Source organism: Sphingomonas caeni (assembly GCF_026013415.1).
Taxonomy (GTDB): Bacteria; Pseudomonadota; Alphaproteobacteria; order Sphingomonadales; family Sphingomonadaceae; genus Sphingomonas; species Sphingomonas caeni.
Genome location: NZ_JAPDOK010000009.1, coordinates 62,254 through 85,477 on the forward strand (window position 1 = coordinate 62,254; position 23,224 = coordinate 85,477).

The window sequence follows — 23,224 nt, forward strand, 5'->3', positions numbered from 1 at the left end:
CATGACTACCTTGTGGCCCCTCGGCAACAGATTTTACGGTTAAGCCGGGAAAATGCACCGCCGCGACGCCCGCAAGACAGTTTCAGGATTGCGAAGAAAACCGGTTTTCGACCCTCATCACATGCGCACCCGGCCAGAATCCGGGGCGCAGGGGTAATTTGGAGGGGGTTTTGAATGCTTTCTGATCTGGCGAACGAGGCGCTTCGGGCGCTCGGCGATATTCTCTCGCCGCATGGGCCCGCGGTGCAGGCCGTGAAGTCTTATGCACCCGGCGACTTCAGCATCCATTTCTTCCTCCAGCTCGCGATCATCATCCTCGCCTGCCGCGTCGTCGGCTGGCTGGGGCAGAAATTGCTCGGCCAGCCCCAGGTGGTGGGCGAGATGATCGCCGGCGTGATCCTCGGGCCGTCACTGCTCGGCCTGTTCTTCCCCGATCTCCAGATGGCGATCTTCCCCAAGGAAACGCGCAACGTGCTCTACACCGGCGCGCAGCTCGGCGTGGGGCTCTACATGTTCATGGTCGGGCTCACGCTCCGGCTCGATCACTTCCAGTCCAAGGCGAAGAGCGCCGCGGGCGTCTCGGCCGCCGGGATCGCCGCGCCCTTCGCGCTCGCCTTCCTCATCACGCCTTTCCTGCTGACCGTGCCGGGCCTGTTCACGCCGGGGATCAGCCAGGGCAATGCGACGCTCTTCATGGGCGCCTGCATCGCGCTCACCGCCTTCCCGATGCTCGCCCGCATCATCAACGAGCGCGGCCTCGCCGATTCGTCGCTGGGCACGCTCTCGCTGACCGCCGGCGCGTTCGACGACGCCGCCTCCTGGTGCGTGCTCGCGATCGTGCTCGCGACCTTCGGCGCCGGCGCGGGCGTGGCGATCATCGCGATCGGCGGTGCGGTCCTCTATGCCGGCTTCATGCTGATCTGGGGCCGCAAGCTGCTCGCCCCGCTCGGCCGCATCGTCGAGGAAAAGGGCGAGATGAGCACCCAGATGCTCGCCGTCACCATGCTGCTCTTCTGCGCCTCGGCCTTCTTCATGGACGCGATCGGCATCCACGCCATCTTCGGCGGCTTCCTGATGGGCGTGTGCATGCCGCGCGGGCTGTTCGTCGAGGAGCTGAAGCGCAAGGTCGAGCCGCTCGCGGTCGTGCTGTTGCTGCCGATGTTCTTCACCTATTCGGGGCTGAACACGCGGATGGACATGGTCAATTCGCCCACGCTCCTGTTGATCGCGCTCGGCATCCTGCTCGTCTCGATCCTCGCCAAGTTCGGCGCCTGCTGGGCGGCCGCGCGCATCGCCGGAGAGGACAACCGCACCGCGCTCGGCATCGGCGCGCTGATGAACTCGCGCGGACTGATGGAGCTGATCATCATCAATATCGGCCTGCAGAAGGGCATTATCGGCCCGACGCTCTTCTCGATGCTGGTGCTGATGGCGATCGTCACCACGGTGATGGCCACCCCGCTGTTCGAGCTCGTCTATGGCCGCAAGGCCCGCGAGACCGGCGAACTCGGCTCGGTCGACGAAGCGATGGCCGCCGGCTGAGGACAACGAACTCCACAGTGTGAGGGCACTGTGGCGACCCGCCCCCGGCCTCCCCCGGGGGCGGGCTCACTTTTTGAGGGCCTTGCAATGTTGGGTTTCGGCTGCTTGGCTTGCGCGGTCCAAGTCACGGTCGGGCCGCTTTTTGATCCTGTCGAACCCGCAATCCCATGCCCGCACGCGGTGCGGACCAGTGTTACCCTAGTGTAACCTTTCGTGCTCAGGCGGCCGCGTTGATCGCCTGGATCAGCGCACGGTGCGCGGGCAGGTCGTGCGTCGCGCGCTCGCTGAAGCTCTTGATCTTGGCGAAGATCTTCTCCGCCTCCTTCACATTGGGGAATTCGTCGCGGACCGGCGAGAGGTCGGTTTTGAATTCCATCCCGTACAGGATATACTGATAGTTGAAGAAGGCGAAGCTCTCGAGATCGAGGATGAAGTCGAACCGGCCCGGCGGGCGGTACTTCCATTGCTCGAGCAGCTCCTGGAGCCGTTCGGGGATCGAGGCGGGATCGGCATTGTCGCGCCAGAAGGGCTCGTCGCGCTTGCTCAGGCAGTAATGGAGCTTGAGGAAGTTGGCGATATTGTCGAACCGCGCGGTCATCAGCTCGTTGAAGCGCCGTGCGGGCGCATCGACCGGGCCGTTATGCGGGAAGAGTTCGGCGATCATGCCCACCGCGGCTTCGATCAGCACCACGCCGGTCGATTCGAGCGGCTCGAGGAACCCGCCCGACAGCCCCACCGCGACGCAATTCTTCACCCATTGCTTCTCGCGATAGCCGGCCTCGAACGGGATCGAGCGGACCTCGACCCCGGCATCCTTGCCGCCGGTATAGTCCGAGAGGATCTGCGCCGCGCGATCGTCGCTGATATGGTCGCTCGAATAGACGCAGCCAATGCCGTGCGCGCCGTTGAGCCCGATATCCCAGGTCCAGCCCGCCTCGTGCGCCGCGGCGATGGTGTAGCTCTCCAGCGGGCAATCGGGATGGTCGTACGGCAGCTTGCAGGCGATCGCCCGGTCGGTGAACAGCTGGTTGCGGATCGACTTGAACGGCACCCCCATCGCCTTGCCGATCAGTTCGGCGCGGAAGCCCGAGCAATCGACATAGAGATCGGCGGTCAGGTCGCCATGCTCCTGGGTGACGACATGGTCGATCGCGCCCTTCTCGTCGAGCACGACCCCGGTCATCAGCCCGCGCAGGTGCCGCACCCCCAGCTCGCGCGCGCGCCCGGCAAGGACCCGGGCAAGGCTCGCGGCGTCGAAATGATAGGCATAGTTGAGCGGGCCATCGAAGGCGCCCTCGTGCGGCCGCTTGGGCGCGCGCTGGGCCTCCGCCACCCGGTTCTGGATCGTCATCGCCTGGGCGAAGGGCGGGCGGGTCTTCTCGTCCTGGAGCAGCCAATAGGAAACCAGGCTGGTACCCTCGGTATAGAAGGGCGCCTCGAACGGATGGATGAAGTGGCTGCTGGTGCCGGGGGCGGGGGTGTGCACCCAATTGTCGAAGCGAATGCCCTGCTTGAAGGTCGCCGAGGTCTCGCGGATGAACCGCGCCTCGTCGATCCCGACGAACTGCAGCGTCTCGCGGATCGTGGGGAAGGTGCCTTCACCGACGCCGATGATCCCGATCTCGGGGGATTCGAGCACGGTGATCTCGAGCTTGCCGTCGTCCGACAGCCCCAGATACTTCGCCAGATAGGCCGCGGTCAGCCAGCCGGCCGTGCCGCCGCCGACGATCAGGATGCTACGTTTGCCCGCCATGCGGAATGGCATAGCGGAGAGGGGTCGGGGGGAGAAGGGGGCGGGGAAATTGGGCGGGTGATCGAATCCCGATAAGGTTAGGATTCCCCCCGCTCGCATGGTACCTTGCATCCAGCTCCGGATGCGCCCCAACGCCGGAGCACTTCTGAAAACTTGCTACCGGGTATGGCTCGCGTTCCGCGGGCCTCTGGCTTTCCGAAGGCTTCGGCCATGGAATTTTTTACGCCCATCTCCCACGACGTTTCCAGCAGCCTCGGTATGGCGCTGGTCTTCTCCTCGGCAACGCCGCTTCTGCTCCTCGACGCCAATCTCGTCATCCGGGCCGCCAGCGGCTCATTTTGCAGCGCTTTCGATCTCGATCCCGACAAGGTCGTTGGCGCGGAACTGCCGAGCCTGGGATTGGGCGAATGGGCATTGCCCCAGCTTCGTTCGCTCCTTTGTGCCACGGTCGCCGGCGATGCGGCGATCAAGGCATATGAATTGGATCTGGTCCGCCTGGGCCAGCCAACACGGATGCTGGTCGTCAATGCCCATCGGCTCGACTATCTCGGATCGGAGGATATCCGGATCGCGCTTGCCGTATCGGATGTGACCGACGCGCGCCTTACCGAGAAGCTGAAGGACGATGTCGTCCGCGAAAAGCAGGTCCTGCTGCAGGAACTTCAGCACCGGGTGGCGAACAGCCTCCAGATCATTGCCAGCGTCCTGATGCAAAGCGCGCGGAAGGTGCAATCCGACGAGGCCCGCAATCATCTGCAGGATGCCCATCACCGCGTGATGTCGATTGCGACGCTCCAGCGTCAGCTCGCGGCGAGCAAGGCGGGTGAGGTGGTACTGCGGACCTATTTCACCGACCTGTGCGACAGCATCGGCGCGTCCATGATCTACGATCATCAGCTGCTGAAGCTCAGCGCCATCGTCGATGAAAGCGTCACAAGCTCGGAAGTGTCGGTCAGCCTTGGTCTGATCGTGACCGAGTTGGTCATCAATTCGCTGAAACACGCGTTTCCGGAACGGACCGAGCCGGGGGAGATCACCGTCGAATATTGGTCCCAGCCAACCGGTTGGCGGCTCAGCGTCGAAGACAATGGCGTCGGCATGCCGGGGGATCACGCGACCCGGAAGCCGGGGCTGGGCACGGGTATCGTAGATGCCCTTGCCAAGCAGCTCGACGCCGCGGTGACCGTCACCGACACAAGCCCCGGGACGAGGGTGGCTATCGTACACTACGAGGTGCCGGCGGCACTTTGACCGCAGCAGCTCGTTCAGCCCGAAAATATCCAGAAAGTTGCACCCTATGTCCGATCCGGCACCCCCCGTGCTGCTCTATGTCGAAGACGAATTTCTGATCCAGGAAACCGTGATCGCCAGCCTCGAAGAGGCGGGTTTCGAGCTGCTGGTCGCCGAGAGTGGCGAGCAGGCCGTCCAATTGCTGACTACGCACGCCGCCCACTTGCGTGGCCTCATCACCGACGTGAATCTGGGCGACGGGCTGGACGGTTGGGTGGTGGCCAGAGAAGCGCGTCGATTGGTCGCCGGTCTGCCCGTGGTCTATGTCAGCGGAGCCAGCGAGCATGAATGGACTTCGGAGGGCGTGCCGGGGAGTACCATCATCGCCAAACCCTTCGCCTGCACCCAGCTGGTGGTGGCCATTTCCGCGCTATTGGTCATCTCGGATCATTGATGCGCCATGGCGGAGAGGGTGGGATTCGAACCCACGGTGAGCTTGCACCCACGGCGGTTTTCAAGACCGCTGCCTTAAACCACTCGGCCACCTCTCCGGTGCGCGTGCGCTAGCCCGCGGACGGCGCGCTGCGCAAGGGGCTCAGCCTTTCGCCTCGGGCGCGCTGGCGCCGTAGATCACCCGCCATTCGCAATCGTAGCGCCGATAGAGGTGCACGAAGCGCGATTGCTGGACGATCGCGCCGCCCTGCCGCCCCGTCAGCCGTCCGCGGATCCCGGCAAGGCCGTCGCCCGCGGCGAAGGGCTCGAGCTGGTCGAGCTCGAACGCCACGCTGCCGTCGTTGCGCGCGAACAAGGCGAGCAGCCCCGCCTTGTCGATCCGCATGCCCGGCCGCATGCTCCCGTCGAAATCGGGCGAATAGAGCTTGTCGAGAAAGGCCGCGTCATGGGCAGCGATCGCGGCGCTGCGGGCACGCTCGACCGCGGTCAGATCGGGAGCGGCCCCGCATGAGACATTGACCGCATCGCCCCCGGGGACTGCAACCATCGCCACCGCCGCCAGCGTCCAGCTCATATCATCCTCCCTCATCCGCGCCGCGACGCATCTTATTGTTGGTAAATGGCGGCTTTGGGGCTTGTCCGTATGGGCTTCTATGGCAGAGTGAGGCCATGCGGGTTCCGGGTATCGTTTCGCGTCGCGTGAGCGCCATCGTGCTGGCACTGGCCGTGGCCGCGCTCGGCGGCGCCTCGGCGGGGGCGCAGGAGAGCGAGCAGGGGTTCCAGGCCTATCTTCCCACGCTCGCGCGCCAGGCGGCCGATGCCGGGGTGAGCCGGCGGACGATCGATCTCGTCATCCCCACGCTCACCTTCAATCCGCGCGTCGTCGAGCTCGACCGGCAGCAGCCCGAGAGCCGCCCCAATGCGCCGATCCCGGCGTTCGAACCCTATCGCCGCCAGCATGTCGACACCGATCGCATCCAGCGCGGCCGCGCCGCCTATCAGCGCCAGCGCTGGCGGCTACAGAAGATCGAGGCGGACACCGGCGTCCCCGAATCGGTCATGGTCGCGATCTGGGGGCACGAGACCAATTACGGCACGATCATGGGCAGCTTCGATCTGCCGCGCAGCCTCGCCAGCCTCGCCTATGAGGGGCGGCGGCGCGATCTGTTCGCGGGCGAGTTCATCGCGACGCTCAAGATGATCGACCGCGGCGTGCCGCGCGAGAAGCTGGTGGGGAGCTGGGCAGGGGCGTTCGGCGGCCCGCAATTCCTCCCTTCCGTCTATCTGCGCCTCGCACGCGATGGCGATGGCGACGGGCTGGCCGATATCTGGTCGAGTGAGGCGGACACGCTGACCTCGATCGCCGCCTATTTCGTCGATGCCGGGTGGCGCAAGGGCCAGCCCTGGGGGCTCGCGGTCAGCGTTCCCGACACCCTCAACCGCGATGCGATCAGGAGCCGGACGACCGCGCCGCGCTGCCCGCGCGTCCATGAGCGCCACAGCCAGTGGAAGTCGATCGCCGAATGGCGCGCGCTGGGTCTGGTCGCCACCAGCCGAGCCTGGCCCGACCCGAGTGTGCAGGCCACGCTCCTCGAGCCCGACGGTCCGGGAAAGCCCGCCTATCTGCTCACCAGCAATTATCGCGTGATCCTCGATTATAATTGCTCAAATTTTTACGCTTTGTCGGTAGGTCTCCTAGCCGATGAAGTGGAACGCTAGCGCCTTTACACCCCTTTTCCTCCTCCTTGCAGGCTGCATGGGCGGACATGGTGGCTATTCGAACGCCGGGCTGGAGCCTGCCGGCGGGCAGGGTTCGATCGCCGCGCAGAGCTGGGGCGGCGATGGCCGCGACGGCCAGGCACGGCCGCAGCAGGGCACCTATCAGCAGGCGCCGCAGAACGGCTACACGCCGCAGGCGCAGCCCGATCCGTATCAGGCGACCGCGGGCGCTCCTCCGGGCGCCGGCTATGAGCGCCCCGATACGGGCTATGACCGTCCGGCGCCGCAGCAACAGGCCTATCAGCCCCAACCGCGGCAAACCTATCGTGCCCAGCCCCAGCCCCAGCAGCAGGAGGGCTATCCCGATCCCACCGCCGGCGCGGCCGGTCCCGCCAGTACCTCGGGTTCGGGCGCGTCGCAGCGCCATGACGAGGTCGGCTATGCCGGCGTTCGCGGCGTTTCCGGCAACGACAATGGCTCGGTCGTCGCGGTCCACCGCAATCTGCCCGCGGGAAGCTTCGTCGAGGTGACCTCGCTCGAAACGGGCAAGACGATCATCGTCTTGGTCACCGGCACGATGGAGGGCGCCGATCACCTCGCCGATCTCTCGCCCGCCGCGGCGCGGCTGCTCGGCAGCAGCAGCGCGCAAATCCCGGTGCGCATCCGCTCGGTCAACCCGACCGGCCCCGATCAGGCCGCGCTCTTGGCGGGCCAGCCCGCGGGCGACCGCCCCGATACGCCGCCGGTGCTGCTCAATGCGCTGCGCAAGCAACTCCCGGCCGCCACCGTGGCGGCGGCATCGCCCACCCATGGCCGTCCCGCCGCAGCGCCGGCACGCCCCGCCGCGGGTCCGCGCGGCGCGGGCTTCTATGTCCAGGTCGGCGCCTTTTCGAACCAGGCCAATGCCAACGGCCTTGCCCAGAGCCTTGGCGGGTTCGTCCGCCCCGGCGGCGGGCTCTACCGCGTGCAGATGGGCCCCTATCGCTCGGCGGGCGAGGCGCAGGCAGCGCGTGCAGAGGCGGCCCGGCGCGGCTATGGAGATGCGCGAGTCATCACCCAGAACTGATTCGACCCGCGTAATCTCACCGTTCGAGGCCCCATGAAGAAGCTTATCGCCGCGTCGCTCCTCGCTTTCTCGCTTGCCACCCCGCTCCAGGCGGCCACCCCGGTCTTCGAGACCCCCGCGCCGATCGCGTACATGATCGATCTCAGCTCGGGCACGGTGCTGTTCGCCAAGGATGCCGATCGCCGCATGCCGCCCGCCTCGATGGCGAAGATGATGACGGTCTATGTCGCGTTCGACCTGATCAAGCAGGGCAAGATTCGGCTCGACCAGCCGATGGAGGTCAGCCCCGAGACCTGGAAGAAATGGCACTCACAGGGCTCGACCATGTTCCTCGGCGTCGGCGAGAAGCCGACCGTGTCGGACCTGCTCAAGGGCATCGTCACGCTATCGGGCAACGACGCCTGCGTCGTGCTGGCCGAGGGCATTGCGGGCAACGAGCAGGCGTTCACCGTGCTGATGAACCAGCAGGCGAAGAAGCTGGGCCTCGCCAACAGCAATTTCGGCACCTCGAACGGCTGGCCCGACGAGGGCCGCACCTATGTCACCGCGCGCGACCTCGCGACGCTGGCAGCGGCGACGATCCGTGAGTTCCCCGACCTCTACAAGCAGTACTACTCGATCACGAGCTATAGCTGGGGCAAGACGCTCGGCGCGGGTGCCGACATCACCCAGCAGAACCGCGATCCCCTGCTCGGCAAGGTGGCGGGCGCCGATGGCCTCAAGACCGGCCATACCGACGAGGCGGGATACGGCTTCACCGGATCGGCCGAGCAGAATGGCCGCCGCCTGATCATGGTCGTCGCCGGGCTCGACACCTACAATGGCCGGGCCGAGGAATCGGTCAAGTTCATGAAATGGGGCTTCGGCGCGTGGAGCGCGCAGAAGGTGGTGGCCAAGGGCCGCACCGTCGGCGAGGCCAATGTCCAGGGCGGCGGATCGAGCACCGTCGCGCTGGTCGCCCCGCGCGACCTGGCGGTGGCGGTGCCCGCGGGCACCTCGCCCGCACTCCAGGGCCGCATCGTCTATCAGGGGCCGCTCCAGGCACCGATCAAGGCGGGCGACCATGTCGCCGACCTCGTCATCACCACCGGCGACGGCATGGTCCAGACGCTTCCGCTGGCGGCGGCGAACGATGTCGGCGAGGCCGGCTTCTTCCGCCGGGCGTGGCTGGGCTTCTGGGGACTGTTCGGGCTCTGAGCCTAGGCGCACACCCTAAAAACGTCATCCCGGCGAAAGCCGGGACCCAGGGTGGCAAGCGATGGCCTGGGTGGCTCTGGGTCCCGGCTTTCGCCGGGATGACGGAGAGAGTTCAACTTGAACCCGTCCCGTTCTAGGGTAGGCGCATGACCACCCTTATCGGCAACACCCAGGCACAAGCCGCGCTCGCCGCCGCAATGGAATCGGGCGCGCTGCACCATGCTTGGCTGCTCGCGGGGCCCGAGGGTGTGGGCAAGGCCAGCTTCGCGCGTCAGGCGGCGCTGCGCATGCTCGCCGAGGCGGCGGAACCGCAGGCGCTGAAGCCCGGTTGGGACGTGCCCGAGAGCAGCCAGGCTGCGCATCTCTTCGCCGCCGGGTCGCACCCCGATTATCGCGAACTCGTTCGGCTGCCCAAGGATGCCGACAAGCCCGAGCAGGGGCTCGCCCGCTCGATCCCGATCGCGCAGGTACGCAGCTTGATCGCCAGTTTCACCACCAAGCCGTCGCTCTCGCAGCGCCGCGTCGTGGTGATCGATTCGATCGATGAGGTCGAGCGGCCGGGTGCCGCCAACGCGCTGCTCAAGGTGCTCGAGGAGCCGCCGCAGGGGACGATCTTCCTGCTGATCAGCCATGCCCCGGGCCGGCTGCTCCCCACGATCCGCTCGCGCTGCCGGCTGTTGCGCTTCGATCCGCTCGCCGCCGCCGATGTCGCCGCCGTGCTCCGCGCCGAACTCCCCGATGCCACCGCGATCGAGATCGAGGCGCTGGTGCGGGCAGGGGAGGGCTCTCCCGGCCGCGCGCTCGGCTTTGCCGGGCTCGATCTGGCCGCGCTGGAGGCGGACATGGTGACGATCGCCGATCGCGGCGACGCCTCGAATGCGATTCGCAGCCGCCTGGCCAAGCTGCTTGGCGCCAAGGCCGCGCAGCCGCGCTACGAGGCGTTCCTCGAACGCGCGCCGAGCTTCATCGCCGAACGCGCGCGCCCTTTGAACGGGGAGAGATTGCGCACCGCGCTCGATGCCTATCAGTCCGCACGCGAACTCGCTGCATCCGCTTTGGGCCTTTCTCTCGATGCCGGAGCAACGGTTTTCGAGATGAGCGGGTTAATAGCCAGGCTATCGAGTCGGGCTTGACTTTTGTTACGATGCCGTAACGGGCGCCCTGATTTGCAAGAGTTTATGGCGATTACTTACAATTGGCAAGCGTTGTCAGGCAATATCTTTGCAAATTTACGTATATTTACGCTTCGTTTACGCCCTTAAGTACAAACACTGATCTGGATCAATCAGGGGGGTCGTCATGAGCGATCATTCCGAGCGCTTGCGCCGTATCAGTGATTACTCGCACCATCTCGAGCGTGCGAACAACGAGCGCCGTCTCGCCGGCGATGCCTGGTGCGTCGCCGCGCGCGCCGCGCACCTCGCGCTGGCAGAATTGCACGAGCTTGCCGCGCGCGAACGCGCCGATGATTGGCGCCCCGCATCGTATCAGCGCGAGCACAAGCCCTGGGAACCGATGCGCGTCCGCCGCGGCGAGACGGTGCTCGAGGGGTTCTGAACGCAGGAATCGGCCCTTCTCACTGGGAGGGCATTCCCCTAAAGCCGCGCCATGTCCCGGCCTTACTACATCACCACCGCGATCCATTATCCCAATGGCCGCCCGCATATCGGCCACGCCTATGAGATGATCGCGGCCGACGCGATCGCGCGCTTCCAGCGTCAGGCGGGCCGCGAGGTCCGCTTCCAGACGGGCACCGACGAGCACGGCCTCAAAATGGCACAGACCGCGCGCGACCGCGGCATCACCCCGCGCCAGCTCGCCGACGAAATGTCGAGCCATTTCCATGTGATGGCCGATACGCTCGACATCTCCTACGATCGCTTCATCCGCACCGTGGAGGCGGAGCATTATGCCGCCAGCCAGGCCATCTGGAAGGCGATGGAGGCCGCGGGCGACCTGTATCTCGATCGCTACGAAGGCTGGTATTCGGTCCGCGACGAGGCCTTTTACGAGGAAAAGGAGCTGACCGACGGGGAAGGGGGGCAGAAGCTCTCGCCCCAGGGCACGCCGGTGGAATGGACCGCCGAGGAGACCTGGTTCTTCAAGCTTTCGAAATATCAGCAGCCCTTGCTCGATCTCTATGCGAGCCAGCCCGATTTCATTCGGCCCGAGAGCCGCCGCAACGAGGTCATGCGCTTCGTCGAGGGCGGTCTCGTCGATCTCTCGGTCAGCCGTACCAGCTTCGATTGGGGCGTGCCGGTGCCGGGCTCGCCTGGGCACGTCATGTATGTCTGGGTCGATGCGCTGACCAATTACATCACCGGCGCGGGCTATCCCGACCGGCCCCAGGAGTTCGCAAAATGGTGGCCCGCCGATCTCCATTTGATCGGCAAGGACATCGTCCGCTTCCACGCCGTCTATTGGCCGGCCTTCCTGATGTCCGCCGGCCTGCCGCTGCCCAGGCAGGTGTTCGGCCATGGCTTCCTGCTCAATCGCGGGGAGAAAATGTCCAAATCGACGGGCAATGTCGTCGATCCGATGGCGCTGGCCGAACTCTACGGCGTCGATGCGCTGCGCTATTTCCTGCTGCGCGACGTCGGTTTCGGCAATGATGGGACGTTCAGCGACGAGGCGATCGTCACCCGGGCGAATGCCGATCTCTCGAACAGCTTCGGCAATCTGGCCCAGCGCACGCTCGCGCAGATCTTCAAGAATTGCGATGCGGCGCTGCCGGAGATCCACGGGCACGGCGATGCCGACAATGCGCTGTTCGAGCTGGTCGGCAAGACGGTGCGCGAGACGATGCCTGCCGCCTTCGAGGAACTCGCGCTCAGCCAGGCCGTCGAGGCCTGGATGCAGGCGGTGTTCGCCTGCAACGCCTATATCGACGAACAGGCGCCCTGGGCGCTCAAGAAGACCGATCCCGCGCGGATGGAGACCGTGCTCGCCACGCTCTACATCTGCATCGCCCAGCTCGCGGTCGGCATCCTGCCGGTGATCCCGGGCAGCGCGAACATTTTGCTCGACCGGATGGGCGTCGACCCGTCGCTGCGCACGCCCCAAGGTATCGCTTCGCACTGGTATTCCCCACTTGCCGACGGCAGCGGCTTCCGCCTCGCGCAGCCCGTGGCGCTGTTCCCGCGCCTGGAGCTCCAAGCGACGGAAGAGGCATGAGGCCAAGAAAATGAGACTGGCCGACAGCCACTGCCATTTGAATTACAAGGGGCTGGTCGAGGAACAGGCCCAGGTGATCGCGCGCGCCCGCGAAACCGGCGTGGAGGCGATGCTCAACATCTCGATCCGCGAGCGCGAATGGGACGAGGTGATCGGCCTGGCCGAGCGCGAGCCGGATATCTGGGCGAGCGTCGGCATCCACCCGCACGAGGCCGATGAGCATCCCGATGTGGATGCCGCCAAGCTCATCGAACGCGCGGCGCATCCGCGCGTGGTCGGGATCGGCGAATCCGGGCTCGATTATTATTACGACCATTCGGATCGCGATCGTCAACGCGCCAGCTTCCGCGCCCACTGCGCCGCCTCGCGCGAAACCGGGCTGCCGATCATCGTCCACACCCGCGATGCCGAGGCGGATACCGCCGAAATTCTGCGCGACGAACTGGGGAAGGGGGCCTTTCCCGGCGTCATCCACTGCTTCACCGCGAGCGGAGAATTTGCCGATATCGCATTGGAATTGGGATTTTATATCTCGATCTCGGGCATCGTGACCTTCAAGAACGCCAGGGATCTGCAGGAAACCGCCGCGCGCCTGCCGCTCGAGCGGCTGCTGATCGAGACCGACTCGCCCTTCCTGGCGCCGGTGCCGCACCGGGGAAGGACAGGGGAGCCGGCTTTCGTCGCCGATACCTGCCGTTTCCTGGCGAATCTGCGCGGCGAGGACCCTGATGCGCTCGCCGAGGCGACGCGCGGCAATTTCCACAGCTTGTTTGCAAAGACGCGAGCATGAGGGTCCGCATCCTCGGCTCCGGGACATCCTCGGGCGTCCCGAGGATCGGCAATGACTGGGGCGCCTGCGACCCCGGCGACCCGCGCAACCGCCGCAGCCGAGCCTCGATCCTCGTCTGGACCGGGACGACGCGCATCCTGATCGATACCAGCCCGGACATGCGCGAACAGCTGCTCGCGGCGGACGTGGCAGATATCGACGCCGTGATCTGGACCCATGACCACGCCGATCACTGCCATGGCATCGACGATCTGCGGCAGATCATGCATTTCAGGGGCCATGCGGTTCGCGGCCTTGCGCGCAGCTTCGCGCTCGAGCAGCTCCAACTCCGCTTCGCCTATGCCTTTCACGGCCGGGCCGGCTATCGGCCGACGGTGGCGGGGGAGTTGCTGCCTGACAGCCTCACCATTGGTGACATCACCATCCGCGTTGCCGATCAGCCCCATGGCGGCATCACATCCGCTGGATTGCGCTTCGAGCATAACGGAAAATCAATCGGTTATGCGACAGACTTTCATGAAATGACGAGCGCCATGCGCACGCTCTACATGGGGCTCGACCTGTGGATCGTCGATGCGCTGCGCGTGGAACCGCATCCGACGCATCCCAATCTGGCCTCCACGCTGGAGTGGATCAGAGAGCTGGCACCAAAGCGCGCGGTGCTCGTCCATATGGATCAGTCGATGGATTTCGCGACGCTCGCGGCAGGATTGCCGGCAGGCGTCGAGCCCGGGCATGACGGGCTGGAGCTGACGCCATGAGCGACTGGCAGCTCGCGTCGCTCATCGGGCTGCTCGGGGCGCTGGTGCTGGTGGTCGCGAGCCTGCGCTCTCAGCGCTTCACCACGAGCTTCGTGATCCGGTCTGCCGCGATCTGGGCGGCGATCATCCTCGTCATCACGGTGATCGCGGTTTATCGTCAGGAAATCGGCGATTTCCTGGGGGTAGCGCCATGAGGGGGCTCCATCCTCCTGCTCTATATTTTACATAATGTATATTATCGTTCCAATGGATCAGCCGCGAAAGGGCCCTCCCGCGTGACCCACCCCGATATCGCCACCCCCAATATGGATCGTCTCGTGGAGATCATGGCGCGGTTGCGCGATCCGGTGAGCGGCTGCGAATGGGATACGGTCCAGACCTTCGCGACGATCGCGCCCTACACGATCGAGGAAGCCTATGAGGTTGCCGATGCCTGTGAGCGCGGCGACATGGCCGATCTGAAGGACGAGCTTGGCGATCTGCTGCTCCAGGTGGTGTTCCACGCCCGCATGGCCGAGGAAGCCGGCGCGTTCGATCTGAGCGATGTCGCGGGCGCGATCAGCGACAAGATGGAGCGCCGCCACCCACACATCTTCCTCGGCCGCGCCGAGGGCGGCCATCATCTGTGGGAACAAATCAAGGCCGAAGAGCGGGGGGCCAAGGGGGCGGTGAGCGCGCTTGACGGGGTGGCGATCGGCCTCCCCGCCCTGCTCCGCGCCGAAAAGCTTCAGAAACGCGCCGCCCGTACCGGTTTCGACTGGCCCGATCCCAGCGGCGCGCGGGCGAAGATCGACGAGGAGCTGGCCGAGGTCGAAGCGGCGCCGCCCGAGGAAATCGCGGAAGAGATTGGCGACCTGCTGTTCGCGGTGGTCAATTGGGCGCGCAAGCTCGGCATCGATCCCGAGGCGGCGCTACGCGCGGCCAACAGCAAGTTCGAACGCCGTTTCAAGGCGATGGAGGCTGCCGACGAGAATTTCGCGAGCCTCGATCTCGATGCTCAGGAGCAACTCTGGCAGCAGGTCAAACGCGCCTAACCCAGGTCGTTTGCCACCCGTTCGAGCACTGCGCGCGGAGCCTGGGAGAGCACGTCGCCATGGCTGACGATGATCCGCCTGAGATCCGGCTCGGCGGCCCATCGGCGGAAATCGGCTGCGAGCGCCGCAGCATCCTTCACCATCCTGCGCTTGACGACCCAGGGCGTTTGCGGCCGCTTGACGCCAAAGCCGAACAGGCGGGCCATGATCTGTGCGCCCAGCCCGTGCGGATGGCGGACATTGGCGAGGATATCGTTGAGCAGCAGCGTTGCGCCCCCCTCACGCCGCACCATCAGCGCCGATTCCATCCCGCCCACGCCCCCCGGCGTTTCGAAGCGGACTGCGGGATCCTCAAGCACGTCGCAGGTCGCATCAACGAGAGCCGCCTCCTCCACCGCCTTGGTCGCGCCCGGCGAGCACAGCACGCGCGCGCCGGGATAGCGGGCCTTCCACGGCACGATATCGAGCCGGTGGGCGACGCCGGGCACGATCAGGAAGGCGACCTCCCCCATCGCCTCGATCTCGGCCATTTGGGGCTCGCGCAAGGGGATCGCACTCCAGATCGCCACGCGATTGCCCGACAGCGCCACCACGGTCATCCGGCGGGGGAAGCGGCCGAGCGGCATCACGATCTCGCCCGCGACGGTCGCCAGCCCATCGTCGAGCCGTTCAAGGGGGCCATGCGGACCGACGGTCCATTCGGTGTTGAATTTTGCCACGGGGGCACAACCCGCGGCGCCCCGAAAGGGTTCTCAGCGGCCGTAGCGGAGATAATAGAGGTAGAGGAACAGCTCACTGGCGATGAAGCGGTAACGCTGGCTGAACGTCCGGTAGAAGCTCCGGGGCGTCGGTTCGCCCTGGACGTTCATACCCAGATCCCGGGCCATCCTGAGCGATCGCATCATGTGAAACGGCTCGGTGATCACCAGCGCGGTGGTGGCGCCGTTGGCGTCCATCACCTGCTTCGATTCGACGAAGTTGAGATAGGTGGTCCAGGATTTGGGTTCGATCAGGATCGCATCGGCCGGCACGCCGAGCGCCATCGCGCGGTCGCGGCCCACCAGCGCCTCCTCGCGCTGGCCCATGATCGGGCCGCCGCTCATCAGCAGGCGGCGCACCCTCCCCGCCTTGTATAGCTGGACCGCATAGTCGATCCGCGCGACGAACGGCGCCGAGGGCTTGCCGTTGGTCACGCCGGCGCCGAGCACGATCCCGACATCGGCGGTGCGGGTCGAATGCTGGCCGCCGATGATCATGATCGAGGCGACCAGATAGAGCAGCCACCCGAGCAACAGGCCGAGCAGCAGCAAGGGCCAGCGTAGCACGCGCCACACCGTGCCGAGCATCTGCCGCGTCAGCTCGCGGTCGAGCGAATCCTCGTCAGTGACGCTGCTCAAATCGCTCATAGTCCCGCGGGGCCATCCGTACCTCATATAGCGCACGGTCGTCCTCGACCCAATGCTCGACCACTTCGCCATGCTGATGCAGCCAGGCGGCGCCTGCCCCGTCGGCGGGATCGAGCGCGATCGTGTAGCGGCGATGGCCCTCGGTGAGGCGCGCGGCGACGGCTTCGGTGAGCGCTTCCACTCCTTCCCCGGTCCAGGCCGAGAGCGCGACCACGTCCTCGCGCTTCGCGGCTTCCGCCATCGCTTCGGTGCGGCGCTCGTCATCGAGCAGGTCGAGCTTGTTCCACGCCTCGAACCGCGGCGTTTCGGGCGCGACGCCGATCTCGGCGAGCACCTTCTCGACATCGGCGCGCTGCGCCTCGCTGTCGGGATGCGCGATGTCGCGGACATGGATCAGCAGATCGGCCGCGACCACTTCCTCGAGCGTCGCCTTGAAGGCGGCGACCAGCTGTGTGGGCAGCTCGGAGACGAACCCCACCGTGTCGGAAAGGATCGCCTTGTCGATCCCCGGCAGCGCGATCTGGCGCAGCGTGGGATCGAGCGTCGCGAAGAGCAGGTTCTCCGCCATGACGTCAGCACCGGTCAGGCGATTGAAAAGCGTGGATTTTCCGGCGTTGGTGTAGCCGACCAGCGCGATCACCGGCCAGGGCGCGCGCTGGCGCCGGTCGCGGTGCAGCGCGCGGGTGCGGCTGACCTGGTCGAGCTCGCGGCGGAGGCGCGCCATGCGGTCGCGGATCAGGCGGCGGTCGGCCTCGATCTGGGTTTCGCCCGGGCCGCCCAGAAAACCGAAGCCGCCGCGCTGGCGCTCGAGATGGGTCCAGCTGCGTACGAGGCGGCCGGCCTGATAGTCGAGATGCGCGAGCTCAACCTGGAGCCGCCCCTCGGCGGTGCGCGCGCGCTCGCCGAAGATTTCGAGGATGAGGCCGGTGCGGTCGATCACCTTGCAGCCGAGTGCGGTTTCGAGGTTGCGCTGCTGGATCGGGGTCAGCGCGGCGTCGAACACTGCGAGATCGAGTTCGCGGTCGCGCACTGTCTCGGCGAGCGCCTCCACCTGCCCCGATCCGATCAGCGTCCCCGCCTTGGGCTGGCGGAGGCGAAGCGCGACCTTTTCGCGCACTTCGACCCCGATCGCCATGGCGAGCCCCGCGGTTTCCTCCAGGCGCGCGTCGGCATCCCGCGAGCTGCCGCCCGTATCGGGATAGACGATCACCGCCTGCGCCCCGCGAGCGAACTCGCCGGCGTCTCTCTCAAAACCGGTACTCATTTCAGTGCCTTAGTCGTCGCCGTTCTGTTCCTCGGCGAGGTTCAGCGGGTGCGCCGGCTGGATGGTCGAGACGGCGTGCTTATAGACCAATTGCGCCATGCCCTCGCGCTGGAGCAGCATGCAGAACAGGTCGAACGCCGCGATCTGGCCCTGGAGCATGACGCCGTTCACGAGGAACATCGTCACATTCTCCTGCCCCTTGCGCACGGCATTCAGGAAAATTTCCTGTAAAACCGGGTTCTTGGCCTGATATTCTCCTACCTGGTCCAAAAGCTGCTGCAGATCGACCGGTCCCGAGGGCATCACGGTGGAGATCGCATGCTTGTAGATCAGCTGCGACTGGCCGTCGCGCCGGAGCAGTACGGAGAAATTGTCGAACCAGGTCACAATCCCCTGCAACTTGACCCCCTTCACGAGGAACATCGTCACCGGGACCTTCGAGCGGCGCAGCGAATTCAGGAACAGGTCCTGAAGCGACGTCTGCTTGTCGGCCATTTCAGCCTCCATCTTTATTGGCGGGTTTTGTCCCGCGGGGCGCCGTTTCCCGGCGTCGGAGTCGCGCCATGGTTGGCGTGCGGCAGCAATCTAGGGTTTCCGCGCGTCCGCGTCCATATGCCGCTGCGGCCCGTTCGGGACGGCATGTCCCTTATTCGTCGCGCGTCTCCGTAATTCCCAGCAGCTTGAGCTTGCGGTGCAGCGCCGAGCGCTCCATCCCGATGAAGCTGGCGGTGCGCGAGATATTGCCCGAGAAGCGGCGGATCTGGACGCGCAGATATTCGCGCTCGAAGGTCTCGCGCGCCTCCTTGAGCGGGGCGCCCATGATCGCGTTGGCCCCTACCCCATTGCCGATCTCGCCGGGCTTGCCGAGCACTTCGGGGGGCAGCAGGTCGAGGTCGATGCGGCCGATCCGGTCGCCGGGGGCGAGGATCACGGTGCGCTCGACCACGTTGCGCAGCTGGCGGACATTGCCCGGCCATTCATAGCTCTGCAGCGCCACCATCGCGTCGGCGGCAACCTCGGGCGTAGGCACGCGGCGTTCATTGGCGTAGTGGGCGACGAAATGCTCGACCAGCACCGGAATGTCCTCGCGCCGCTCGGTGAGCGGCGGGATCACCACCGGTACGACATTGAGCCGGTAGTAAAGGTCCTCGCGGAAGCGGCCCGCGGCGATTTCCGCCTGCAGGTCGCGCGCGGTGGCTGAAACGACGCGGACATCGACCTTGACGATGCGCTGCCCGCCGACGCGGCTGAAGCTCTGATCGGTCAGCACGCGCAGGATCCGCGCTTGGGTGGCGATCGGCATGTCGGCGATCTCGTCGAGGAACAGCGTCCCGCCATGCGCCTGTTCGAGCAGGCCGGGGCGGACAAGGTCTCCGCCCTCCTCGACGCCGAACAACTCCTCCTCGACGCGCTCGGGGGTCATCCGCGCGGCGCTGACGATGACGAAGGGCGCCTGGGTGCGCTGGCTCCAGCCATGGAGCAGCCGCGCCGCGACCTCCTTGCCGACACCGGGGCCGCCGCTGATCAGCACTCGGCTGCCGGTCGAGGCGACGCGCTTCAGCGTGGCGCGGACCCCGTTGATCGAACCCGAACTGCCCGTGAGATCGGTCTCGCGCCCCGCCGAGGCGCGCAGCGACGCGACCTCGCGCTTGAGCCGCTCGGTCTCGGTCGCGCGTGCGACCATCAGCAGCAACCGCTCGGCCTCGAACGGCTTTTCGATGAAATCGGCCGCGCCGCGCCGGATCGCGGCGACGGCGGTATCGAGATTGCCATGGCCCGAGATCACCAGCACCGGGATAGAGGCGTCTCGCCGCTTGATCTCGTCGAGCAATTCGAGCCCGTCGAGCCGCGAGCCGGTCAGCCACACATCGAGCAGGACGAGGCTGGGGCGGCGATCCGCGATCGCTTCGAGCGCCTGATCGCTGTCGGCAGCGCCGCGGGTTTCATAGCCCTCGTCTTCGAGCACGCCGGCCACGAGTTCGCGGATATCGCGCTCGTCGTCGACCACGAGGATGTCGAGTGTCATTGGGTGGTTCCAGTACGGGTAAGGGCGGCGGGGCGCGGCTCGGAATCGTCCCCAGGGTCAGCATCGCTCGCCATGCCGGCGAGCTGTTCGGTGTCGAGGCAGATCGTCACCACCGTGCCGCCGCCCTTGCGGTCGGTGAAGGCGATGGTGCCGAAATGCTCCTCGATGATCTTCTTGACGATCGCGAGGCCCAGGCCGGTGCCGCGGGCGCGCGTGGTCATATAGGGCTCGGCGATGCGGTCGCGCTCGACGGGCAGGCCGATGCCGTTGTCCGCGACGGTCAGCGTGACGCGGCGCTCCTCCTGGCGGAGGGTGAGAACAACCTCGCCCTTGGGAAGCTTCTTCTTGCCTTCGGTCCGCGCCTCGATCGCCTCGACCGCGTTCTTGACGACATTGGTGAGGGCCTGGCCGACCTGGCGGCGGTCGCACACCACGATCGGCGGGTTTTCGGGGGCCTCCATCTCAAAGCGGATCGCGGGATGCGCGACTTCGTGAAGGAACATCGACTGGCGGGCTATGTCGAGCAGCGATTCCTGGCGGAACAGCGGCTTGGGCATGCGCGCGAAGGAGGAGAATTCGTCGACGATCCGACGCAGGTCACCCACCTGGCGAACGATCGTATCGGTCAGGCGGGCGAAGGTGCCGTCCTTCTCGCCCTCGTTCGCTTTTCCGTAGCGGCGCTGGAGCCGTTCGGCGGCGAGTTGGATCGGGGTGAGAGGGTTCTTGATCTCGTGCGCGATGCGGCGCGCGACGTCGGACCAGGCTGCGCGGCGCTGATCGAGCAATTGCTGGGTAATGTCGTCGAAGGTGAGCACCTGCCCGCCCTCGTCTCGCGTGATCTTGACCGCGAGCGTGCGCGGTTCGCCGGCGACACTGACCTGGACGACGGCTTCGCGCGCCTCGCCGTCGAGCAGTGCGTCGAGTTCGGGTGCGACCTTGCTCAAGGCGTGGCCGACCGCGCTCGCCGTGTCGTGGCGCAGCAATTCGGTCGCCGATTCGTTGATCAGACGAACGCTGCGCCCAGCATCGATCGAGATGACACCGGCCGAAACTCCCGACATCACCGCTTCGATCAATGCGCGGCGGCTTTCGGCCTGGGCGTTGGCGCTGATCAGCGCGCCGGTCTGCGCCTGAAGCCGCTCGGTCATGCTGTTGAAGGTCTCGCCGAGCGTCGCGACTTCATCGCCGCTTTGCTGTTCGGGCACGCGCGCGGCGAGATCGCCCTCGGCGACCCGGCGAGCCGCGCCGACCAGCAGGTTGAGCGGCCGGACCAGCCTGTCGGCCACCGCCAGCGCGATCCACACCGTCAGGATCATGATCAGCAGCGCGACGCCGAACAACGCCGCGTTGAACGAGAGCTGTGACGAGCGCGCGCGCTTTTGAAGCACCGCGTAATCGTCGAGAACGCCCTGCCCTTCGGTCACCTGTTCCTGGATGAATTCGGCGTCCAGGTCGGTCCCGACATAGAGATAGGCATTGTCGATGCCCGCCACCGGATAAACCAGCCAGATCAGGTTGCGTTCGAGCCCGACGACATGCTCCTTTTCCCCGCGCAACACCGGTTCGAGCAGCTTGGGCTTGACTCGCGAGGTGAAGACGACCCGGAGCAGATCCTTGGGCGCCGGGTTGGTGAGCCGCGGATTTTGCCAATAATTCAGGACATTGACGCCGGAATCCGGCGTGTAGGTGAACAGCACCGCCTGTTTGAAATTCCGGTAGAAGGCGTTCTGGATGAAATAGCCCTGATAGGGCTTCGACCCCGGAGGCCCGACCTCGGCCGTCAGGCGTTCGAGGTCGTCCGCCATCGTCTTGCCCTCGCCCTCCCAGCGATCGACGATATGCTCCTGCGCGGCGCGGACGAGATTGACCGAGGTCAGCAGCGCGCCCCGCGCCCGGTCGGAGACCCAGAATTGCACACCCGACTGGAACATCAGCGATGCCGCAATCACGGTCAGTAGGATCGGGATGCTGGCGAGCAGCAGGAAGATCGCGACGAGGCGGACGTGGAGCCGCCCTCCCCCACCCGCCAGGCCTTGCGCGGCGCGGCGCTTGGCGATGCGCCGCGCGATCAGCACGAGCAGCGCGATCGCGGGGATCAGATTGCCGATCAGCAGCAACGCCATCACCGAGGGCGCGAGCAGTTCCTCGGGCTTGCTGCCGCTGGTGACGACGAAATAAGTGACGATCCCGACGGTTGCCGCGACCGCGAGCACGCCGAACTCGATCGCCGGGGTAACCGACAAGCGCCATTTGCGCGGCTTTGCGGTGACTCTCGGCTCGGTTACGGCATCCATCGTTGCCGGAATACAACGGGATTGTGGCCGAAAAAACACATATTCGGCATCGGACTGTCGCTATTCGGCACCATCCGGGCGTGATTGGGCCACATCGATGCCCAGCGTGTCGAGCCGCTTGCGCAGCGTATTGCGGTTGATCCCCAGCGCGCGCGCGGCGCGGAGCTGGTTCTGGGCGTGGCGCTGGAGCATCGCCTCGATCAGCGGGCGCTCGACCTCGCCGATGATGCGGTCATAGAGCGTGCCGTCATCGAGCGCGTGAGGCTCCTCGATCGCGATGCGTTCGAGCCGGGCGCGCACGGCGGCCTCGATGCCGGGGTCGCGGTCCGCCACTGCGGGGGTCCCCGCCCTCGCCTCCCCCAGCGCGCGGCGTAGCGCGGGGGCGTCGATGATCTCGTCGCGGCTGAGCGCGGCGATGCGGCGCATGAGGTTTTCGAGCTCGCGGACATTGCCGGGCCAGTCGTAATTCTCGAGCACCGCAACGGCGCCCGCATCGAGCTGCTTGCGCGGCAGGCCGTCCTCGGCGGCGCGATCGAGGAAGTGGCGGGCGAGCAGCGGCACGTCCTGGCGGCGTTCGCGCAGCGCCGGAAGCGCCACGGGGACGACGTTGAGCCGGTAGAAGAGATCCTCGCGGAACTGGCCCGCGCTCACCAGTGCGCTCAGATCCTTGTTGGTTGCGGCCACGATGCGGACATCCGCCTTGATCGTGCGCGCGCCGCCGACGGTGGTGAACTCGCCCGACTGGAGGACGCGGAGCAGCCGCGTCTGGGCGTCCATCGGCATGTCGCCGATCTCGTCGAGGAAGAGCGTGCCCCCCGCGGCCTGCTCGAACTTGCCCGCGACGCGCGCTGCCGCCCCGGTGAAGGCGCCGCGTTCGTGCCCGAACAGCTCGGCCTCGATCAGCTCGCGCGGGATCGCCGCCATGTTGAGCGCCACGAAGGGCGCGCGGCGGCGTGGGCCGAGATCGTGGATCGCCTTGGCGACCAGCTCCTTGCCGGTGCCCGATTCGCCCGAGACGAGCACGGTGAGGTCGTTCGAGACGACGCGGGCGATGACGCGGTAAACTTCCTGCATCGCCGGCGACCGGCCGATCAGCGAGGGGCCGCCCTCCTCGATATCGGGCATATCGGCGGGACGGCGGCGGCCCTTGGCGATCGCGCCGCGCACGGCGTTGCTGAGCAGGTCGAGGTCGAAGGGCTTGGGGAGATAGTCGAACGCGCCGACTTCGGTGGCGCGGACGGCGGTCGCGAGCGTGTTCTGCGCGGAAAAGACGATCACCGGCAGATCGGGCTGCTCGCCGATCAAGGTCGCGACGAAATCGAGCCCGTTGCCGTCGGGGAGCACCACATCGGTGACCAGCACATCGGGCACGGCGAGGCGCATCTCGCGGCGCAGTTCGGCGAGGCTGGCGGCGGTGGTGACCCGGTGGCCATCGCGGCGCAGCGCGGCGGCGACGACGGTGCGGATGGTGGAATCGTCATCGACGACCAGGACGGCGCCCGGATGGCTCATTTC

22 protein-coding genes and 1 tRNA gene are annotated in these 23,224 nt (G+C 66.3%); 13 read left to right on the forward strand and 10 right to left on the reverse strand.

All coding sequences use genetic code 11. The features are described 5' to 3' along the window. The first annotated feature begins 174 nt into the window (after positions 1 to 174). Positions 175 to 1,542 (forward strand): cation:proton antiporter, encoded by a 1,368-nt coding sequence (locus OF829_RS18040; RefSeq protein ID WP_264941559.1) that lies wholly within the window; start codon positions 175 to 177, stop codon positions 1,540 to 1,542. 217 nt (positions 1,543 to 1,759) lie between these two features. Here the strand turns inward: OF829_RS18040 and OF829_RS18045 are convergent, their stop codons facing one another. Then, positions 1,760 to 3,295, reverse strand: coding sequence for a tryptophan halogenase family protein (locus OF829_RS18045; protein WP_264941560.1), 1,536 nt, complete (start codon positions 3,293 to 3,295; stop codon positions 1,760 to 1,762). Positions 3,296 to 3,505: 210 nt separating this feature from the next. On the opposite strand from OF829_RS18045, the gene OF829_RS18050 reads away from it, so the two are divergent. After that, positions 3,506 to 4,546, forward strand: a complete 1,041-nt coding sequence (locus tag OF829_RS18050; RefSeq protein WP_264941561.1) for a sensor histidine kinase — start codon at positions 3,506 to 3,508, stop codon at positions 4,544 to 4,546. 67 nt (positions 4,547 to 4,613) lie between these two features. Then, on the forward strand, positions 4,614 to 4,979 hold the full coding sequence (locus OF829_RS18055) for a response regulator (protein ID WP_264941562.1): 366 nt from the start codon (positions 4,614 to 4,616) through the stop codon (positions 4,977 to 4,979). Between the two features lie 7 nt (positions 4,980 to 4,986). Here the strand turns inward: OF829_RS18055 and OF829_RS18060 are convergent. Continuing rightward, positions 4,987 to 5,076 (reverse strand) — tRNA-Ser (locus OF829_RS18060). A gap of 44 nt (positions 5,077 to 5,120) precedes the next feature. Beyond that, positions 5,121 to 5,552 (reverse strand): DUF4440 domain-containing protein, encoded by a 432-nt coding sequence (locus OF829_RS18065; RefSeq protein ID WP_264941563.1) that lies wholly within the window; start codon positions 5,550 to 5,552, stop codon positions 5,121 to 5,123. 95 nt (positions 5,553 to 5,647) lie between these two features. Here OF829_RS18065 and OF829_RS18070 point away from each other — a divergent pair, with 95 nt between their 5' ends. The 10 genes from OF829_RS18070 to mazG all read left to right on the forward strand — a co-directional run bounded on the left by OF829_RS18070 (position 5,648) and on the right by mazG (position 14,719). Then, entirely contained in the window at positions 5,648 to 6,697 is a 1,050-nt protein-coding gene (locus OF829_RS18070; protein ID WP_264941564.1) for a lytic murein transglycosylase, read from the forward strand. 37 nt (positions 6,698 to 6,734) lie between these two features. Further along, on the forward strand, positions 6,735 to 7,763 hold the full coding sequence (locus tag OF829_RS18075; RefSeq protein ID WP_264941565.1) for an SPOR domain-containing protein: 1,029 nt from the start codon (positions 6,735 to 6,737) through the stop codon (positions 7,761 to 7,763). 33 nt (positions 7,764 to 7,796) lie between these two features. Then, the gene (locus OF829_RS18080; RefSeq protein ID WP_264941566.1) at positions 7,797 to 8,960 is read left to right on the forward strand and encodes a D-alanyl-D-alanine carboxypeptidase family protein; all 1,164 of its coding nucleotides are present in this window, start codon (positions 7,797 to 7,799) and stop codon (positions 8,958 to 8,960) included. A gap of 146 nt (positions 8,961 to 9,106) precedes the next feature. Continuing rightward, positions 9,107 to 10,093 carry an AAA family ATPase gene (locus OF829_RS18085; RefSeq protein ID WP_264941567.1) on the forward strand — a complete coding sequence of 329 codons (987 nt, stop codon included), beginning with the start codon at positions 9,107 to 9,109 and terminating at the stop codon, positions 10,091 to 10,093. Between the two features lie 166 nt (positions 10,094 to 10,259). Continuing rightward, positions 10,260 to 10,517, forward strand: a complete 258-nt coding sequence (locus tag OF829_RS18090) for a hypothetical protein (RefSeq protein ID WP_264941568.1) — start codon at positions 10,260 to 10,262, stop codon at positions 10,515 to 10,517. 51 nt (positions 10,518 to 10,568) lie between these two features. Further along, entirely contained in the window at positions 10,569 to 12,134 is a 1,566-nt protein-coding gene (metG, locus tag OF829_RS18095) for a methionine--tRNA ligase (RefSeq protein WP_264941569.1), read from the forward strand. 10 nt (positions 12,135 to 12,144) lie between these two features. Further along, entirely contained in the window at positions 12,145 to 12,924 is a 780-nt protein-coding gene (locus tag OF829_RS18100) for a TatD family hydrolase (RefSeq protein WP_264941570.1), read from the forward strand. Beyond that, the gene (locus OF829_RS18105; RefSeq protein WP_264941571.1) at positions 12,921 to 13,685 is read left to right on the forward strand and encodes an MBL fold metallo-hydrolase; all 765 of its coding nucleotides are present in this window, start codon (positions 12,921 to 12,923) and stop codon (positions 13,683 to 13,685) included. Before OF829_RS18100 ends, OF829_RS18105 begins: the two co-directional genes overlap by 4 nt. After that, positions 13,682 to 13,879, forward strand: a complete 198-nt coding sequence (locus OF829_RS18110) for a hypothetical protein (RefSeq protein WP_264941572.1) — start codon at positions 13,682 to 13,684, stop codon at positions 13,877 to 13,879. The genes OF829_RS18105 and OF829_RS18110 overlap by 4 nt, the downstream gene beginning before the upstream one ends. 111 nt (positions 13,880 to 13,990) lie before the next feature. Then, on the forward strand, positions 13,991 to 14,719 hold the full coding sequence (gene mazG / locus OF829_RS18115) for a nucleoside triphosphate pyrophosphohydrolase (protein WP_264941655.1): 729 nt from the start codon (positions 13,991 to 13,993) through the stop codon (positions 14,717 to 14,719). Here the strand turns inward: mazG and OF829_RS18120 are convergent. From OF829_RS18120 to ntrC, 7 genes are all read right to left on the reverse strand, one after another. Further along, positions 14,716 to 15,438 carry a DUF4336 domain-containing protein gene (locus OF829_RS18120; protein ID WP_264941573.1) on the reverse strand — a complete coding sequence of 241 codons (723 nt, stop codon included), beginning with the start codon at positions 15,436 to 15,438 and terminating at the stop codon, positions 14,716 to 14,718. The two genes, mazG and OF829_RS18120, sit on opposite strands and share 4 nt — an antisense overlap. Before the next feature lie 33 nt (positions 15,439 to 15,471). Next, positions 15,472 to 16,125 carry a YdcF family protein gene (locus OF829_RS18125; protein ID WP_264941574.1) on the reverse strand — a complete coding sequence of 218 codons (654 nt, stop codon included), beginning with the start codon at positions 16,123 to 16,125 and terminating at the stop codon, positions 15,472 to 15,474. After that, on the reverse strand, positions 16,100 to 17,389 hold the full coding sequence (gene hflX / locus OF829_RS18130) for a GTPase HflX (RefSeq protein WP_264941575.1): 1,290 nt from the start codon (positions 17,387 to 17,389) through the stop codon (positions 16,100 to 16,102). The genes OF829_RS18125 and hflX overlap by 26 nt, the downstream gene beginning before the upstream one ends. A 9-nt stretch (positions 17,390 to 17,398) precedes the next feature. Continuing rightward, entirely contained in the window at positions 17,399 to 17,896 is a 498-nt protein-coding gene (gene hfq, locus OF829_RS18135) for an RNA chaperone Hfq (RefSeq protein WP_264941576.1), read from the reverse strand. Positions 17,897 to 18,035: 139 nt separating this feature from the next. Beyond that, a complete protein-coding gene (gene ntrX / locus OF829_RS18140) occupies positions 18,036 to 19,415 on the reverse strand; it encodes a nitrogen assimilation response regulator NtrX (protein ID WP_264941577.1) in 1,380 nt (459 codons plus the stop codon). Further along, positions 19,412 to 21,709: a sensor histidine kinase NtrY-like gene (locus OF829_RS18145; RefSeq protein ID WP_264941579.1), complete on the reverse strand. Its 2,298-nt coding sequence runs from the start codon at positions 21,707 to 21,709 to the stop codon at positions 19,412 to 19,414. The genes ntrX and OF829_RS18145 overlap by 4 nt, the downstream gene beginning before the upstream one ends. A 60-nt stretch (positions 21,710 to 21,769) precedes the next feature. Next, on the reverse strand, positions 21,770 to 23,221 hold the full coding sequence (ntrC, locus tag OF829_RS18150) for a nitrogen regulation protein NR(I) (protein WP_264941580.1): 1,452 nt from the start codon (positions 23,219 to 23,221) through the stop codon (positions 21,770 to 21,772). Between the last annotated feature and the right edge of the window lie 3 nt (positions 23,222 to 23,224).